Raw genomic sequence first — 17021 nt, forward strand, 5'->3', positions numbered from 1 at the left:
CGCCCGGACCGGGAGTCGAACCCGGGTCGAAGCCTCGACAGGGCTTCATGATAGGCCCCTACACTATCCGGACTCAGAGCAAGGTCCCGCCTCCCAGATTCGAACCGGGGACATCGCGGTAGCCGCACGGTGCACCTTCTGGTGCGTAACCTACTACAGCCGCGCACTCTACCAGGCTGAGTTAAGGCGGGTCCAACGATGCAACGCGACTCTCGTATTTAGCCCTTTCGATTCACGAGGCGTGGCGCATATCCGTTTTTTGTAACCCGCTTCTGAAACGCGGGCGTCAAAAGCTATAAACCAGAATCCCGGTATCTTCCTGGGCCGTCCAGGCCCGCAGTGCTTCAACAGAAGGTCTGTGATATCCATGCTGATCGGTCTAATATCTGACTCTCACGACAACTTCCCCGGCCTCCAGCAGGCCTTGGAGATATTCGAGAAACGGGACGTGAAGGTGATACTGCATGCTGGAGACGTCATCGCTCCCGGGATGTGCTACGCCTTCGAGGGGTGGGAAGGCGAATTGAAACTCGTCTACGGGAACAACGACGGCGATAGAACTGGGCTCAAGCGCGACTTCGCCCGGGTGGGGGGCGAGTTTCTCGAAGACTTCGGCGAGATCGAGGCCGACGGGCTGAGGATCGCCCTCCTCCACGGGACCTACGAGCCCCTGGTGAGGGGCCTGGTGGATTCGGGTCTCTACGACGTGGTGGTCCGGGGGCACGACCACCACGTGAACGTCGTCCCCGGTGAGACCCTGATGATCAACCCCGGCGAGGTCTGGGGCCACTTCACCGGCCGAAAGACGGTGGCGATCCTGGATACGAAGACCCTCGCGACGGAGATCGTGGAGATGGGATCTCGCCCCTCCATTCTGGATATGACCGGGAGACGGCCTTGAAAGAAGAAGATGGGAGATTTGATGCAGATCCGACGGAGGGCTTCTTTATCGCGTCCCTCGGCCTCTGCCTCCTGATGGAGAGGGATGGCGGCCGGATGAATCGGATCTCCTTCTCCTCTGTGAGACCGGAGGTCTCCATCCCGCCAGAGGAGAAGGAGGCCCTTCTGAGATGCTGGCCCGGAGGCGAAAAAGTCCCCTGGGACCTCCTCGACCTCTCCGGCCTCACCGAGTTCCAGAGGGAGGTCCTTCCTGAGCCTCGTCGCCTCCATCCCCCTTGGCGAGACGTTGACCTACGGTCAGGTGGCCGAAGGGCTGGGAAGGCCCAAAGCCGCCCGGGCCGTAGGCTCGGCCCTGAAAAGAAACCCCTTCCCCCTGATCGTACCCTGCCACCGGGTGGTGGGATCAAAGGATATTGGGGGCTACAGTCTGGGCGTCGACCTGAAAAAGAGGCTTTTGGAAGTCGAGAAGGAGATCTGCCATTTGAATCTACTTTTGGATTAAAAAGAGAACTCGCCGCTCAGAATCCGGCTCTTCACCTCGTTCGCCTGCTGATGGGCGGCGAAGCACGGCTCGGGAAGCTTGTGGTCCCGCAGATACCGCCGGGCCAGGTCCAGGGCCGACTCGACGGAGACCCGGTGGCCCGGGGCCACCACTATCGGTCTGCACCTCTTTTTGGAGAATAGAACGTACCCCACCTCTTCTCCTTCGTAGAGGAGGGGAGAGGCCTCTCCCACCTGACGGGGCGGATCGAAGGTGCCGCAGAGGACGTTCTTGCTGACGCCCACTGTGGGAACGTCCAGGGAGACGCCGATGTGACTTGCCAGGCCCGCTTTTCGGGGGTGGTTGACCCCGCAGCCGTCGACGAAGAGAATGGTGGGGCTCGTCGCAAGGCGCTTTACGGCCTCTACGGCTGCCGGCCCCTCCCGGAAGGATAGGAGGCCGGGAAGATAGGGTAAAGTCGTTTCGAGGAGGCCCCAGGATTTTGATATGAGCGAAAGAGAGGGGTCGAAGGCGACGGCGCCGCTGACCACCATCTCTCCGCCATCTTTTCCCGATATGAAGGCCTGATCCACCCCGGCGACCACCTTTTCCGAGAACCGATCCACCAGGACGACCCCGGACGCGATCTCGTCCTGGAGCGAATATAAACGCCTCCTCTCCTCGGGGGAAGGGGCCGGAGGGGACGCCACTTACTTCGCCTCGGTGCGGGGAACGGTCTGGCTGAGGTTGATGGCCAGCTCGCCGATGTTCTTGATGTAGTCGAGCATCCGCTCGATGCTGGTGGCCGCCATCCTGAGGAGGGCGCCCTCGTGCTCGTCGGAGAAGCTGGAGTTGGAGACCATCTGATTGATCTGCTTTCGCAGCTGACGGCTCAGTTCGATCACCTCGTTCGCCTTTCCGGAGTTGAGGGTGAGGAGGGAGGATATGGAGTCCTCGACGAGATCCAGAAGCTGCGGCGATATCTTGCTCATCTTCTCGACGATCTTTGTGGGAAGAATGCAGTCGCACTTGAGGATCATCGCCGCGATCCTGGCAGCGTGGTCTGCCATCCTCTCTAGGTTTGTGGCGGCCCTGGTGTAGTTGAAGGCGGTGATGGGGTCGAGGGACTCCTGCTTCACCGAGCCGGACCGCAAAATTTCGGTGAACTGGCGGGATACCAGAAGGTAGAGACGGTCGACGTCGTCGTCCCTCTGGATGACGTCTGCGGCCATCTCCCGATCATTGGCCACGAGGGCGCTGAGGGCGTCTTGGATCATCGACCTCACTACCGTCTTTATCCTGCGGAGGGCCCGTTCGGACTGGAGCTCCTCGGGGTCGATAAGGTCCTGAATCAGGACCTTGTTGACCGTCTCCTCTAGGATCTCGGGGCCGATCAGCTTCTGAACGATCTGATGGATGTCCCTCTTCTGGTCTGCGGTCATGGTGGCGGAGGCGACCTCCATCGTCCTGTACCCTGAGACGTAGCAGCCGATGATATCCCTCACCAGGGGGTCGCCCACCTTCTCGCCGATCTCTAACCTTGTGGTGAGATCCCTCTCGGACCTATCGGGGGAGAGGACTAAAGCCCCGTTGTCGCTCTGGGTTATGTAGATCAAGGACCCTGGCTGGATGTCGTTCTTCACCGCCCAGAGCTTGGGGAGGGAGACGATGAAAGTCGACTTCCCCGTCCTCTGTACTTTCCTGGTCTCCATAAAAATCCGACAATTTCAGTTGAGATGTTCTCGTTTCGCCTCGACCATGTATATGATGCTCTCGCATATGTTGCATACATGATCTGCGATCCTTTCTAAGTGCTTATTCACCAGGAGAAGAGGGGTCGCGTCCTCTATGAGGTCGGGGTTTCCTCCGATGATCTTGAGGAGGGTGTCCCTCACCTTCTGGTAGAGGGCGTCCACCTCGTAATCCCACTTGGTCGTCTCCCGGGCGAGGTCGGAGTCGTTCTCCTTGAAAGCCTGGTTCGCCTGGGCCAGCATCACCCTTGATATCTCCGCCATCCTCGGTATGTTCTTCAGGCTCTTAACCTGGACCTTGTCCTTGGAGTGGACGACGATCCTCGCTATGTCCACGGCCATGTCCCCGATCCGTTCTAGATCTATCCCTATCTTAAGGGTGGCGACGATCAGCCGGAGGTCTTTTGCCATAGGCTGCTGAAGCGCCAGAAGCTGCATGCACCGTTTCTCGATCCTCAGGCTCAGGTCGTTTATCTTCTGGTCGTCTCTTATGACCTCTCGGGCCTTCTCCACGTTGTACTCGCGAAGAGCCTCCACCGACTTGGCCACCGCCGTATCGACCTGACCCACCAGCTCCTCCGCGTCGATCTTGAGCTCTTCAAGCTCCCTGTGATAACGCTCTCTGTAAGGACTCATCTCTCCCCCTTCTTCGTCGAAGATCTCATCCGAACCTTCCGGTTATGTAATCCTCGGTGCTCTTCTCCCTGGGATTTTCGAAGATCTCTTTCGTCTCGCCGCACTCGATCAGCTCGCCGAGGAGAAAGTAGGCGGTGTAGTCGGAGACTCGAGCTGCCTGCTGCATGTTGTGGGTCACTATCACCTGGGTATATGATCCCCTCAGCTCGTCCATCAGCTCCTCGATCTTGGCCGTGGATACAGGGTCAAGAGCGCTGCAGGGCTCGTCGAAGAGGATGACGTCCGGCTTCATGGCCAGGGTTCTTGCTATGCAGAGCCTCTGTTGCTGTCCACCGGACAGCCCCATGGCGGGTTTATCGAGCCGGTCGGAGACCTCGTCCCAGAGGGCGGCGTCTTTGAGGCTCCCCTCGACGATCTTATCTACGTTCTTCACCCCATGAATCCGAGGACCGTAGGCGATGTTGTCGTATATGGACATGGGAAATGGGTTTGGCTTCTGAAATACCATGCCGATGTTCTTTCGAAGCTCCACCACGTCCGTCTCCTTGTCGTAGATGTTCAGGCTGTTGTAGAGGACCTCCCCCTCGATCCGCACGATGTCCACGAGGTCGTTCATCCTGTTGAGACAGCGGATGAATGTGGACTTCCCGCATCCTGAAGGGCCTATCAGGGCAGTGATCCTATTCCCAGGTATGCCTATTGATATCTCTTTCAGGGCGTGGTTATCGCCATACCACAGGTTCAGGTTCCTAGCCTCAATCTTGAAGGACATTGTAAGACCCCATAAATAAAATTCGGCCCAAAATCGTTCTTCTTCACCCGGGACCTTCCGGACCGGAGATCGAGGCAGGGAAGAATCCCTCCTCTTCCATAATCCTCTGACCCTCCGGTCCCAGGACGAAGTCTATGAACTCGGCCTCGGTCTCGCTGGTGCCGTTCCATGTATAAAGGTAGAGGGGCCTGGAGAGCTTGTAGGTCCGGTTCTTGACGGTCTCTGCCGACGGAGTGACTCCGTCCAGCGCCACGGCCGCCAGGTCTCCGGTCTTGGCGTACCCTATGCCCAGGTATCCGATGGCCTTGTCGCTCTGGACTATGAGGGTCTTTATCTCGGCGTTCTCCATGGCGTTGACCTCAACCCCCTCGGTCTCTGCTCTGCTGCTCCCCATGATCATCTCGTTGAAGGTGTCCCCGGTCCCGGAGCCTGGAACTCTGGCTACGGGCAAGATCAGCTCGTCAGGACCGCCGACGGCCTTCCAGTTATCGACCTCGCCGGAGTATATCTCCGAGATCTCTTCGGAGGATAGGCCGATCACGCCGGCATCGTAGATCTCTCTGCTGACCACCACGGCGATGGCGTCGTAGCCGATAAGATGCTCGACGAAATGGTCACCGAACTGCCGGACCTCAGAGTCCTTCACCTCTCGGGAGGCCATGCCGACGTCAGCGAGCCCCGAAGCCACATCCTGGATTCCTCGTCCAGATCCGCCGCTGCTCACCTGGACTCCGATCTCCTCCTGGGCAAGGTTGAATGCCTCCCCGCACCTCTCTACGGCGGGAAGAACCGTCGTGGAGCCTGTGATGACCAGGTTCTCCCGGGCGTCCTCGTCCACGCACCCGGCCGCCATGAGGACCAGGAACGCCGCCGTCAGAAGCTGAATCTTTAGTGATCTCGCAGGTTCGTTCAATCGATCGAACTTCACCATACCCGTATATATAGCATTTTCCTATATAGTCTATATACTGCGTCACCGAACGCCTTCAGCGGACGCCACGCAATATTTATATAGAACTTCAAACTGCTGATGACCAGAACGAAAGGGGAGGACCCGATTTGGCTGGCTTAACCAACGCTCCTATACTGATCCTAAAAGAAGGACATAAGCGCGAGACCGGAAAGGACGCCCAGAGCAGGAACATCCTGGCGGCAAAGGCCGTGGCCGAGGCCCTGAAGAGCACCCTCGGCCCCAAGGGCATGGACAAGATGCTGGTGGACGGCACAGGGGACGTCGTCATCACCAACGACGGCGCCACCATTCTCCGGGAGATGGATATCGAGCATCCGGTGGCGAAGATGATCGTAGAGGTCGCCCGGGCCCAGGAGGACGAGGTGGGGGACGGCACTACCACCGCCGTCGTCATCGCCGGGGGGCTTCTCGAGAACGCGGAGGAGCTGATCAACATCGGCGTCCATCCCACAGTGATCGTCCAGGGGTACAAGGCGGCCCAGAAGAAGGCCTACGAGTTCCTGGAGGAGATGGCGGTGACCGTCTCAAAGGAAGATCGTGATATCCTGAAGAAGGCCGCAGAGACGGCCATGACGGGAAAGGGCATTGAGATCTTCAAGGAGAAGCTCACCGAGATCTGCGTAGACGCCGCCGCGGCGATCGAGGACGAAGGCAAGGTGGACGTCGAGGAGAGGGTCAACTTCGTCAAGATCAGCAGCGGCTCTTTGAAGGAGACGGAGCTTGAGCACGGCGTCGTCCTGGACAAGGAGAGGCTCAACCCCGATATGCCGAAGAAGGTGGCAGGAGCGAAGATCGTCCTTCTGGACAGCACCCTAGAGCTGAAGAAGCTCTCCACCGATGCCAAGGTCACCATATCGAGCCCCGAGAGCCTCAGCAGCTTCAGGGAGGGCGAGGATGAGGTCCTGAAGGAGAAGGTCGACGCCATGGCCAAGGTCGGCGCAAACGTCGTCTTCTGTAAGCAGGGTATAGGGGCTTACGCTTCTCGATACCTCGCAAACCACGGTATCATCGCCGCCAGGAGGGTCAGCGATGAGGATATGAAGTTCCTGGCTCTTGCCACCGGCGGAAAGATCGTCACCGAGCCCCTGGAGATGAGCGAGGAGGATCTGGGAAGCGCGGACCTGGTCAGGGAGAGGAAGGTCGGAAAGGAGAAGAAGATGATCTTCGTCGAGGGGTGCCACGGCGCCAAGGCCGTGACCGTGGTCATCCACGGGTCGAGCGAGCAGCTCCGGGACAACGTCGAGAGGGCTCTTGAGGACGCCATGTGGTCTGTGGCTACAGTCCTGGAGTCGAAGAAGATCGTTCCCGGCGGCGGCGCCCCCGAGATCGAGGTGGCGGAGAGGCTCCGGCAGTACGCCTCCACCATGAGCGGCAGAGACCAGCTCGCGGTCAAGGCCTTCGCCGACGCCGTCGAGGAGGTCCCCCTGATCCTGGCCGAGAACGCCGGGTTCGACTCCATAGACGCCCTGGTGGACCTTCGGTCCAGCCACGGCGCGGGAAAGAAGAACTACGGCCTGGATATAAAGACCGGAAAGGCCGCCGACATGATGGCTCAGGGTGTCATCGAGCCCCTGAGGGTCAAGACTCAGGCGATCAAGTCCGGCACCGCCGCCGCCACCCTCGTCCTCCGGGTCGACGACGTGATCGCGGCCAAGGTCGAGGGGCTCAAGCCGAAGCCGGGCCAGAGCCCTCACGACTATACTCGAAGCCCGATGATGCCCCCCATGATGTAGGGGGATTGAAGGGAGGGGCCGGAGGGCCGATTTTTGCCTCCGGCTCCGATCCGGGCAGAGCTTTTTGTCGGCTATCGTCGCGTCCCCCTGGAGAGAGGGGTGGTTTATGAGATTGAAGCAGAGCGAAAAGGCGAAGGTGCCCTCCAACAAGAAGGAGACATCCGACGAGAAGGGCGAGGCCGCATCGACCGAGTTGGGCAGCAGTGCCGGAGAGCCGGCCGAAGAGTTTGATGAAGGTCTCTCCGATCAGGAGCTGGCCCCCAAAGAGCTGGCCGAGCTGCTCGAAGAGGCGGAGAGGCTGGCCGAAGAGCGGACGGACCAGCTTCTGCGGTGCAGGGCGGAGCTGGAGAACACCATCAAACGGGCCGCCCGGGAGAAGGAGGCCCTCTCTCGATACGCCTCGGAGAGGCTGATAACGAAGCTTATGCCGGTCTTAGACAGCCTCGATCAGGCCGCAAAGCAGGTCGAAGGTATGGAGAGGATCAGAAGACAGCTTCTGGACGTCCTCAAGACCGAGGGCCTTTCGCCGATCGAGGCGCAAGGGGAGAAGTTCGACCCCTACCGACACGAGGCCTTGATGATGGTCGAGTCCGACGAATATGACGAGGGTACCGTGACCGAGGAGGTCCAGCGCGGCTACGCCCTGAACGGGAGGGTGATCCGCTTCTCCAAGGTCCTCGTCTCCAAAAAACGGTAAATATCTGCAGTTTTAATTTCGAGAAGGTGATAACGTGTCCAAGATCATAGGCATAGACCTGGGAACGAGCAACTCAGCCGCCGCAGTCCTGATCGGCGGAAAGCCCACCATGATCCCCAGCGCCGAGGGTACGAGCATCGTCGCCGGAGGTAAGGCCTTCCCCTCCTACGTCGCCTTCACCAAAGACGGCCAGAGGTTGGTGGGAGAGCCGGCGCGCCGGCAAGCGGCGACCAATCCTGAGGGCACCATAACCGGGATCAAGAGAAAGATGGGCCAGGACTACAAGGTGGAGGTCTACGGCAAGTCCTATACCCCCCAGGACATATCGTCCTACATCCTGCGAAAGATCAAGGAGGATGCCGAGTCGTACCTGGGCGAGAAGGTGGATAAGGCCGTGATCACGGTTCCCGCCTACTTCAACGATAACCAGAGGCAGGCCACAAAGGATGCCGGCACCATTGCAGGCCTCGATGTGGTCAGGATCATCAACGAGCCGACGGCCGCAGCCCTCGCCTACGGAGCTGACAAAGAGGGCGAGGCGACCCTCATGGTCTTCGACTTCGGTGGAGGGACCCTCGACGTCACCATCATGGAGGTGGGCGAGGGGGTCTTCGAGGTGAAGTCGACGAGCGGCGACACCGAGCTCGGTGGCCGGGATATGGACGATATCCTGACCGAGTACGTCGTCGAGAAGTTCAGGCAGGAGTCCGGGGTAGACCTCAAAAGTGATCGGATGGCGATGCAGAGGCTGAGGGAGGCGGTCGAGATCGCGAAGATAGAGCTCTCCAGCGTCCTCCAGACGACGATCAACCTCCCTTACATCACTGCAGACCAGACCGGTCCGAAGCATCTGGAGATGACGATCAGCCGGGCGAAGCTGGAGGAGCTGATAAAGGATGTTCTGGAGCGGTGCCGGAGCCCCATGACTCAGGCGATCCAGGACGCTAAATTGGAGAAGAGCGGCGTCGACAAGATCATCCTCGTCGGCGGTCCCACTCGGATGCCCGCCGTCAGAAAGTTCGTCAGCGAGTTCATGGGAAAGGAGGCCGAGCGAGGCGTCGATCCGATGGAATGCGTCGCCATCGGCGCGGCGATCCAGGGCGGAGTTCTCGGAGGCGAGGTGAAGGACATCCTCCTTCTGGACGTGACCCCCCTGAGCCTGGGGATCGAGACCCTCGGCGGCGTCGCCACCAAGCTGATCGAGAGGAACACCACCATCCCCACCAAAAAGAGCCAGATCTTCACCACCGCCGCCGACAACCAGACCTCCGTCGAGATCCACGTTCTCCAGGGGGAGAGGCCCATGGCCAAAGACAACACCTCCCTGGGCAGGTTCACCCTTACCGGGATACCGCCCGCGCCTCGGGGCATACCCCAGATCGAGGTGACCTTCGACATCGACGCGAACGGAATCCTGAACGTCAATGCGAAGGATCTGGCTACCGGCAAAGAGCAGGCTATCACCATCTCCGCCCCCCACAAGCTATCCCAGAACGAGATCGAGCGGAAGGTCAGAGAGGCCGAGGAGCACGCCTACGAGGATACCAAGAGAAAGGAGGAGATCGAGGCGAAGAACCAGGCCGAGACCCTCGTCTACACCGCGGAGAAGACCCTCAAGGAGGCCGGAGACATAGCCACCGCCGACCAGAGGGAGAAGATCGAGAAGGCGATCGAGGAGGCGAAAGAGGCGCTGGCTAGCGGAGAGATCGAGAAGATCAAGGAGAAGGCAGAATTGCTCCAGAACGCCATCTACGAGCTCTCCACGGCGATGTACCAGCGAGCGGCAGAGCAGCAGCAGCGAGAACAGGAACAGCAACAGCAGCAGAGCTCGCAGGGTTCAGGCTCCTCATCCGGCGAGACGATCGACGCCGATTTCGAGGTCGTCAACGACAAGAAATAAGGTCGATGAAGTCGAACGGGATCCCTGAATATCTTGGATTGAAGCTGGAGAGGATGATCGGTGGCAGGCAACAAAAGAGACTACTACGAGGTTCTCGGGGTTGGAAAAGAGGCGGACCAGAAGGAGGTCAAGAGCGCTTATCGAAAGCTAGCTCTCAAGTACCATCCCGATAGGTCCCAGGAGCCCGACGCCGAGGAGAAGTTCAAGGAGATCTCTGAGGCCTACGCCGTCCTCTCCGATCCGGACAAAAGGAAGCAGTACGACCAGTTCGGCCACGCTGGGATCGACGGCCGCTACTCCCAGGAGGATATCTTCAGAGGCGTCGACTTCGAGGACCTCCTCCGGGGCTTCGGCTTCGGAGGTGGAGGGGCCGGGTTTGGCGGAGGAAGCATCTTCGATCTATTCTTCGGAGGTGGCGGCGGCCGGGGCGGAAGGCGGGGGCCGGCCCGGGGTCGCGACCTGAGATACGACCTAACCATGACTCTGGAGGAGGTGGCTAGTGGCCTTGAGACCTCGATCGATGTTCCGAGGATGGAGAAGTGCCCCACCTGCAACGGGACGGGGGCGAAGCCGGGAACAACGCCTGAGACCTGCCCCCAGTGCGGCGGCAGCGGCCAGATGACCCGGGTTCAGAACACCCCCTTCGGTCAGATGATGACCTCGACCACCTGCTCGAAATGCGGTGGGAGGGGCCAGATCGTATCCGACCCCTGCACCGAGTGCCGGGGCTCGGGGCGGGTGCGGAAGACGAGGACGATCAGCATCAAGGTTCCAGCGGGGGTGGAGACTGGCCAGCACCTCCGGCTGGGAGGGCAGGGGGAGGCGAGCCCCGATCCGGGTGGCGAACCCGGCGACTTATACGTCTTCGTTAACGTCCGGCCCCATCCCCTCTTCAAGAGGGCCGACGACGACCTCCTCTACGAGTCGCCCCTCTCCATCACCCAGGCCGCTTTGGGCACGGAGCTCGAGGTTCCGACCCTGGACGGGAAGAGGGCGAGGTTGAAGATCCCGGCAGGGACCCAGAGCGGCTCGGTCTTCCGGCTGAAGGGGAAAGGGATCCCGCGGCTCCACGGCTTCGGTGGCAGCGGCGACATGCACGTGAGGGTCAACCTCAAGACTCCGACCAGCCTCTCCGGAAGGCAGAGGGAGCTTCTCGAGGAGCTGGCCACCGAGTTCGGCGAGACGAAGGGGAAGGAAGAGGCGACGGCGAAAGAGGCCGAGGGCGCGAAGAGGAAGGAGAAACCCTCGGAGAAGAAGGAGAAGGGCTTTATCGGAAAGATCGTTGACGAGGTGAAGGGCGCGGTCCAGTGAGCCTTACGGGCTAGAGCTTCAGGGCTTGAATCTCTTCTGATTTTTATCTTGGCCAATGGTTTTCTTTCTCGAATTTGGGCACGTCCCCATTGCAGCGTTTCATTGCGGCCCATTTCCCTTGTGAATTGAATCGCCTCTCTTTTCCTGAGCTTTCATCGAAACCCGGGGCTGATTTTTCAAAGCACCAAAAAATGTTTATGTCCAGGAAGTTCATTGATAATCGTCCAAAAAGGACGGTGCTGAGTTTAAGTGTGAGAGGGATGTATAAAATGAAAAGAAGAATATTATTCGTAATATTGTTATCGTTTTTAATGATTCCGCCGGCGCTTTCACAGGAGAACGTCGTGAGGACGCCGGGCGTTTTGGAGATGGCTGACGTTTCAAGATCGACGGAGGTTCATGGATTAGCAGAAGTACCCGATGCTTTGGGAATTCCCGAAACCTTAACCGCCTGCAGAGCCGCTTTCTTCTCCACCGAGGAAGATTTCGTCACTCAGGGTCCCGAGCCGTCTGACGGCAACCCCATAATATCCGATGGAGATCTTCTGGGCCCAGGCTGCGTCGTCTTCGCTCGCAACAGGGAGCTATTGGCCGTCTTCAAATCTGAGCAAGATCTGGGCCTGGATGCGGCCGACGTGGTCGATGCTGATCGATCTTTGGTAGCATTCTCCACCGAGCTTGACGACCCCCTGGGTAGGTTCACTGCAGGAGATCTGCTGGTCACCAACGGCGCGGTAATCCCGAATAGGGCTCTTTTGGCCAATTTTGAGATCGAGACGAGGAGCGATTTGGGCCTCGACGCCGTCCATTTCGTCGGAGATCCAAACCGCATAACCAAATTCCTGGATTACGCCTCCGAGGTCGGTCGGGACCAATGGTTGGACAATCCGGGGATGTTGCCTCAGATGCTGGAGGAGTACGGGATCGAGGTATGGTTCTCTACTGAGGGCACAGCTCCAGAGATCGAGAAGCCCCTCTTCCTCGATGGAGATCTGCTTTCTGCACAGGGCGGCATCGTGGCGGAGAACGCTCTTCTCCTCTCCTCTGCGGTACCTGCTGGCATCCCCGACCGCGGCGTCGACTTCGGCCTTGACGCCGTGACTGCAGATAGAAGTGGGAACAGGCAGCTGATCCACTTCTCCACCGAGATCCTCTATCGAGGCGAGCTTGCTTTCAGCGATGGCGACGTTCTCCTCCTCGGGGACGGTGTCGTCTGCACCAACGGTGATCTAACTGCTTGCTTTGAGCCCAAGACCAAAGAACTGGGTCTGGACGCTCTATCTCTTGCTTTGGGCAGAGGGGAGAGACCTCCCTGTGGAGCGGCCATCATCCGCGTGGGCGGGATGCCTGTAGGAAACATCAACTCCGAGGGGTTGGCCAACGGCTGGAGTGCGACTACGCCGCCTTTCGAGGCCTTCGACAGCCCCTTTGGAGGATCGGTGGAGATCTTGGGTCTGATGCCCTCCTGTGAAGAGTGTGAGAGGTTCAAGGTGGAGTATGGCGAATGGTCCACTCCAACCACGCCCCCTGACCCGGCGAGCTTCAAGCCTCTGACCGACTCGTTCAAGGAGTGGACGTTCGTATGGCCAAGCCTTTGGGTGCGGGTGGACAGGGTTCCGGACTCCGAAGGATGGTTGGACATAATCTGCGACTCTGACCCCCTGATGGGCGGTTTGTACTGTCCCTGGAATACTGGAGGCAAGAATGGTAAGTACAGCCTCAGATTGACTGTAGAAAGTGTGGGCGGCGTCGAGCAAGTAAGCTCCCCGGTGGTGGTCGTGATCGACAACACCCCCCCGACTGCAATACTTAACCTTTCGGGCACGCCCAGCTGCGGTGACATCACCATAGGCGATACCGTCACCGGCGAGATCATTGCCACCGACGAGCATTTCTACAGCTACCAATTGAGCTACAGGTGCGGTCTGCATCCAGCTTGCCCCGGCTCCATCCTGCCGGTCAGGAAGTACGCCGGCGTGAGCGATCAGGGAGACGCGGGTTTGACCTTCACCTGGGATACCTCGGGTCTGCCTCCCTGCGGATACGAGATACTGCTCGAGGTCTGGGACAGGACGATCGTCAACAATGGCCGTGGTTGGGGTGAGCCCGGCTACGCTCATCGGTCCATAGACTACGACTTCTTCTGCCTTGAGGCAGCAGAGTGAAACTTCTTAGATGAGCCGCCTAAGCGGCTCTATCTTTTATTCATGGAGGTCGACCATGAGGTTAAAGCTGATACTTGCCGCAAATCTTATCGCTATACTTCTATTCGCTGGGCTAAATTGTAACGCTTTGCCATTTCTGGAAACGCCCACCGTTTCGGATGAGGAGTTAGGTCGTATCCAGGGAACTCTTCAGTCTTCGGCTGCAACCGTCTCGGGCCGAGTGTACGAGGGGGATTTCAGAGGTGAGAGCAAGCCTTTCCCCAATGTCAGGGTGGAACTCTGTTGCTCCAATGACCAAAAAAACCGCGGAAGGGTTGTGGAGTCTGCAACCACAGATGCTAAAGGATGGTACGAGCTGACGCTTCCTTCGGGATGCGAATTTTACGATATAGTGGTTACGGTGCCCGAAGGCTACATTGCAGCAGGAGCTGATAGTGTTGGGGGCGACGTAATTGACGAAACCCGGATCCAGTACGATTATCCTCTTGATAGATCAGTTCTCACCGGCAATAAGTTCTGGATCAAGAAGTCGGTGCCGGAATTGCCACTGATTCCCTTAAGACCGCTTGTGCCTGTAACTCCACAGGAACCGGAAACGGTGTCGTGTCCCAGAGGCTGCGAATGTATGACCGAGGAGATGGTCAAGGAGAAGTTCGGGAAGTACGAGCGCTGCTCGCCTGAGATCTGCGGCTACGACGACCTGAGAAGGCCGATGTACTGCTTCAGGCCGATTGAAGACGTCCCTCCGGAGGCGAAGTGTCCCAGAGGCTGCGAATGTATGACCGAGGAGATGGTCAAGGAGAAGTTCGGGAAATATGAGCGCTGTTCTCTTGAGATCTGCGGCTACGACGACCTGAGAAGGCCGATGTACTGCTTCAGGCCCACAGAGTTTCCTCCAGAGACTGAGTGTCCTGAGGGCTGCGAATGCCTCATGGAAGAGGTTGCAGCCGAGAAGTTCGGAAGATATGAGTGGTGCTCAGATGAGATCTGTGGGATCGGAGAGGGGAGGGTCCCAAAGTACTGTTTCAAGCCTGTAGAAGATATTCCTGAGGAGTGTCCCCAGGGCTGCGAATGCCTCGCTGAAGAGGTTGCAGCCGAGAAGTTCGGAAGATACGAGTGGTGCTCGGACGATATCTGCGGATTTGATGATCGAAAAACTCCGATGTACTGCTTCAGGCCGGCAGAGCCCGCGCCCGAAGTGCCTCCCGAAAGCTGCGAGCTGTTCTTCTCCACCGAAGAGGACTTCGTCACCCAGGGCCCCTCGCCTCCAGACGGAAATCCCGTCATCTCCGATGGCGATCTCCTCGGACCCGGATGTGTCGTATTCGCGCGCAATCGAGAGCTTCTGGCGGCTTTCAACGTGAATGTCGATCTCGGTCTGGACGCTGTTGAGGTGATAGATGCGAAAGGCCGTTTAATCGCATTCTCCACAGAGCTGGATGATCCGTCGGGCCGATTCGTTGGAGGAGATCTGTTGGCCACCAACGGCCTTGTCATCCCCAACTCTGCACTTCTGGCCGGATTCGATGTAGCGAGAATAGATCTGGGACTTGACGCCGTTCACTTCGTTGGAGATCCCGAGGACATCACGAGCTTCTTGGATCGGTCATCCCAGGTGAGCCGGGACGAATGGCTGGAAGATCCGGGCGTTCTGCCTGAAATGCTGAGGGAATATGGGGTCGACATCTGGTTTTCCACTGAAGGGACGCCGACCTGGACCGGCAATCTCGCCTTCATCGACGGGGACCTGCTTTCTGCGGGAGATGGGATCATCGTTGCACCAAACTCCGTTCTGCTCCCCCCTGCAGTGCCTGCGGGCATCCCCGACCGCGGCGTCGACTTCGGTCTGGATGCGGTGACGGCTGGCCGGGACGGCAACAGAGAACAGATCCGCTTCTCCACCGAGATCCTCTACGAGGGGAAACCTCTCTTCAGCGATGGTGACGTCGTCCTCATCGATGACGGGGTGGTTTGCACCAACGAGGATCTGGTACGCTGCTTTGAGCCGGCGACCCGCGACCTGGGTCTTGATGCGTTATCCGTAGCGGTGAGGGGTGAGCAGAGGAGAGGTTGAGAGTAGGTGAGAACGAGGGCCCGGTTTGGGGCATCTCTTCTCATTCATCTCCGAGCTTAGGCTAATCTGAGCAAACCTGTCATCTCTGCCATCTCTAACTTCCTTTTTTCCGGCCGACTCCGCCCTTTCGGCGCCGCCCCCTACTCTTCGATCGCTCCCATCTTCGTCTCGATGGATATCTCCTTGTCCAGACGATGATCGATCTTTACGGTGGTTATGATCCTTCCTACTCCCATCTCCACCAGCGCCTCGTCGGCCCGCTGAACCGCCTCGAAGATCTCGGCCATGCCCCCCGCCTCGACGACGGTGCACATGGGGCCCGGGACGAAATTGAGCCCCGACTCCTTCAGAACCTGGTGGATCGCCTTCACGTACGAGCTCCCGCTCGTCCCTGTCCCCATCGTTATCATGGAAAGCTCTGCCACTATCATGGGCGATGAAATCGACCCAAAAGTATAAAAAAGTTTTTAGGGATTTATGAGGGTCACCGGATCTCGGCGAGTATCGCGTCCGCGGAGGCAGCAGGGTTCGGCGAGTCGGTGATCGACCTTCCCACGATCAGGCTGTCGGCCCCCGCCGCCAGGGCCGCCCTGGGCGATCCGCCCTGGGTCCCGACCCCCGGCGAGATGATGGCCCGCTCGCCTACGATCGACCTGATCAGCCTTATCCGCTCGGGCCGAGTGGCCGGGGCGACGACCCCGTCTACACCGCACTCGTCCGCCACCCTCGCCAGATCCTCGGCTGCCGGGGCCATGAACTTCTCGGCTCCGGGATGGCTCATCTCGGTCACGGCGAAGGCGAGGGCGCTATGCTCGCGGGCGGCCATGACGCAGGCCGAGAGGCTGTCCTTGCCCACGAAGGCGTGGGCGATGATCCCGCTGGCTCCCGCCGCCAGGACCTGCTCGGAGATCAGCCTGTTGGTGTTGGGGATGTCGGCGACCTTCAGGTCTGCGATCACCGGCGTGGTCTGCGAGATCTCCTCGACTACGTCGAGGCCCGCCGCCAGGATCAGGGGGTAGCCGACTTTGACGTAGTCGATTTTGCCCCGGAGGAGGGAGACGATTTCGAGGGCCCTGTTTCTATCCAGGACGTCGAGGGCGAGGATGAGGCGAGAGTTTCTGATCATGGTTCTGAGGTAAGCAGCGGATCTATTTATCCTTTTGACCTTGCGGCCATCCTCCGGGAGAAAAGGTCGAACTTGACGAAGCCGCCAGCCAGGCTAAACGCCTATATACGATCAAAGAAGGAGGGGAAAGCACGTCCTCCCTGCTGGATACCGTTGCCGAAAGGATCATCGCGCGCATCGTCGGGCCGATGAGCCTCCGATTCGTCTTTCAGCCGCTGGTAGCGGTGCTTTTGGGTATACGGGACGGCGCAATGGATGCAAAGGCGGGCGAGCCGCCGTTTATCATCGATCTGATCTTCAACCGCGATGACCGAGGAGCCAAACTGTCCGGAGTTCTCAAGTCCCTCTCCAAGACGATCGTCGTGGCGACCGTCTTCGACATGATCGCCCAATACCTCATCTTTGATCAGGTGCGCGTCATCCCGGCGATCGTGGTCGGCGTATTCCTCCTCAGCGTCCCCTATTCTCTGGCCAGGGGGATCACCAACAGGATCCTTTCGGC

General features: G+C 59.1%; 16 protein-coding genes and 2 tRNA genes. 9 read left to right on the forward strand and 9 right to left on the reverse strand.

The features are described 5' to 3' along the window. Window positions 1-73: transfer RNA gene (locus tag ACP5EL_RS05355), tRNA-Asp, on the reverse strand. Between the two features lie 11 nt (window positions 74-84). Further along, a tRNA-Tyr gene (locus ACP5EL_RS05360) sits at window positions 85-191 on the reverse strand. A gap of 176 nt (window positions 192-367) precedes the next feature. Here ACP5EL_RS05360 and ACP5EL_RS05365 point away from each other — a divergent pair. Continuing rightward, window positions 368-901: a metallophosphoesterase gene (locus ACP5EL_RS05365; RefSeq protein WP_428401456.1), complete on the forward strand. Its 534-nt coding sequence runs from the start codon at window positions 368-370 to the stop codon at window positions 899-901. Window positions 902-1186: 285 nt separating this feature from the next. Continuing rightward, window positions 1187-1402 carry a methylated-DNA--[protein]-cysteine S-methyltransferase gene (locus ACP5EL_RS05370; RefSeq protein WP_428401457.1) on the forward strand — a complete coding sequence of 72 codons (216 nt, stop codon included), beginning with the start codon at window positions 1187-1189 and terminating at the stop codon, window positions 1400-1402. Here the strand turns inward: ACP5EL_RS05370 and ACP5EL_RS05375 are convergent. From ACP5EL_RS05375 to ACP5EL_RS05395, 5 genes are read right to left on the reverse strand one after another with little or no spacing between them, the layout of a single operon-like run. Further along, window positions 1399-2091 carry an endonuclease V gene (locus ACP5EL_RS05375; RefSeq protein WP_428401458.1) on the reverse strand — a complete coding sequence of 231 codons (693 nt, stop codon included), beginning with the start codon at window positions 2089-2091 and terminating at the stop codon, window positions 1399-1401. The genes ACP5EL_RS05370 and ACP5EL_RS05375 overlap by 4 nt on opposite strands. Beyond that, on the reverse strand, window positions 2092-3093 hold the full coding sequence (locus ACP5EL_RS05380; RefSeq protein WP_428401460.1) for a PhoU domain-containing protein: 1002 nt from the start codon (window positions 3091-3093) through the stop codon (window positions 2092-2094). A 15-nt stretch (window positions 3094-3108) separates the two neighbouring features. Continuing rightward, window positions 3109-3768 (reverse strand): phosphate signaling complex protein PhoU, encoded by a 660-nt coding sequence (gene phoU, locus ACP5EL_RS05385; protein ID WP_428401461.1) that lies wholly within the window; start codon window positions 3766-3768, stop codon window positions 3109-3111. Between the two features lie 25 nt (window positions 3769-3793). After that, the gene (gene pstB, locus ACP5EL_RS05390) at window positions 3794-4540 is read right to left on the reverse strand and encodes a phosphate ABC transporter ATP-binding protein PstB (protein WP_428401462.1); all 747 of its coding nucleotides are present in this window, start codon (window positions 4538-4540) and stop codon (window positions 3794-3796) included. A 43-nt stretch (window positions 4541-4583) separates the two neighbouring features. Beyond that, on the reverse strand, window positions 4584-5453 hold the full coding sequence (locus tag ACP5EL_RS05395; protein WP_428401463.1) for a phosphate ABC transporter substrate-binding protein: 870 nt from the start codon (window positions 5451-5453) through the stop codon (window positions 4584-4586). Between the two features lie 146 nt (window positions 5454-5599). Here ACP5EL_RS05395 and thsA point away from each other — a divergent pair, with 146 nt between their 5' ends. From thsA to ACP5EL_RS05425, 6 genes are all read left to right on the forward strand, one after another. Next, entirely contained in the window at window positions 5600-7246 is a 1647-nt protein-coding gene (gene thsA, locus ACP5EL_RS05400) for a thermosome subunit alpha (protein ID WP_428401464.1), read from the forward strand. Window positions 7247-7352: 106 nt separating this feature from the next. Next, a complete protein-coding gene (locus ACP5EL_RS05405; protein WP_428401465.1) occupies window positions 7353-7943 on the forward strand; it encodes a nucleotide exchange factor GrpE in 591 nt (196 codons plus the stop codon). Window positions 7944-7977: 34 nt separating this feature from the next. Then, window positions 7978-9843: a molecular chaperone DnaK gene (dnaK, locus tag ACP5EL_RS05410; protein ID WP_428401466.1), complete on the forward strand. Its 1866-nt coding sequence runs from the start codon at window positions 7978-7980 to the stop codon at window positions 9841-9843. A gap of 60 nt (window positions 9844-9903) precedes the next feature. Next, entirely contained in the window at window positions 9904-11154 is a 1251-nt protein-coding gene (dnaJ, locus tag ACP5EL_RS05415) for a molecular chaperone DnaJ (RefSeq protein WP_428401467.1), read from the forward strand. A gap of 311 nt (window positions 11155-11465) precedes the next feature. Then, the gene (locus ACP5EL_RS05420; RefSeq protein WP_428401468.1) at window positions 11466-13319 is read left to right on the forward strand and encodes a hypothetical protein; all 1854 of its coding nucleotides are present in this window, start codon (window positions 11466-11468) and stop codon (window positions 13317-13319) included. 625 nt (window positions 13320-13944) lie between these two features. Next, window positions 13945-15393: a hypothetical protein gene (locus tag ACP5EL_RS05425; protein WP_428401469.1), complete on the forward strand. Its 1449-nt coding sequence runs from the start codon at window positions 13945-13947 to the stop codon at window positions 15391-15393. Window positions 15394-15533: 140 nt separating this feature from the next. Here ACP5EL_RS05425 and ACP5EL_RS05430 read toward each other — a convergent pair whose 3' ends face one another. Both ACP5EL_RS05430 and pyrF read right to left on the reverse strand, forming a co-directional pair. After that, a complete protein-coding gene (locus tag ACP5EL_RS05430; protein ID WP_428401470.1) occupies window positions 15534-15824 on the reverse strand; it encodes an MTH1187 family thiamine-binding protein in 291 nt (96 codons plus the stop codon). Between the two features lie 53 nt (window positions 15825-15877). Further along, window positions 15878-16519, reverse strand: coding sequence for an orotidine-5'-phosphate decarboxylase (gene pyrF, locus ACP5EL_RS05435; RefSeq protein WP_428401471.1), 642 nt, complete (start codon window positions 16517-16519; stop codon window positions 15878-15880). Between the two features lie 251 nt (window positions 16520-16770). Here pyrF and ACP5EL_RS05440 point away from each other — a divergent pair. Continuing rightward, on the forward strand, window positions 16771-17021 hold a 251-nt coding region (locus ACP5EL_RS05440; protein ID WP_428401472.1), incomplete at its 3' end, for a hypothetical protein.

Origin of the sequence: Methanocrinis sp. (genome assembly GCF_049974945.1) — an archaeon.
In the GTDB taxonomy this organism is placed as follows: Archaea; Halobacteriota; Methanosarcinia; order Methanotrichales; family Methanotrichaceae; genus Methanocrinis.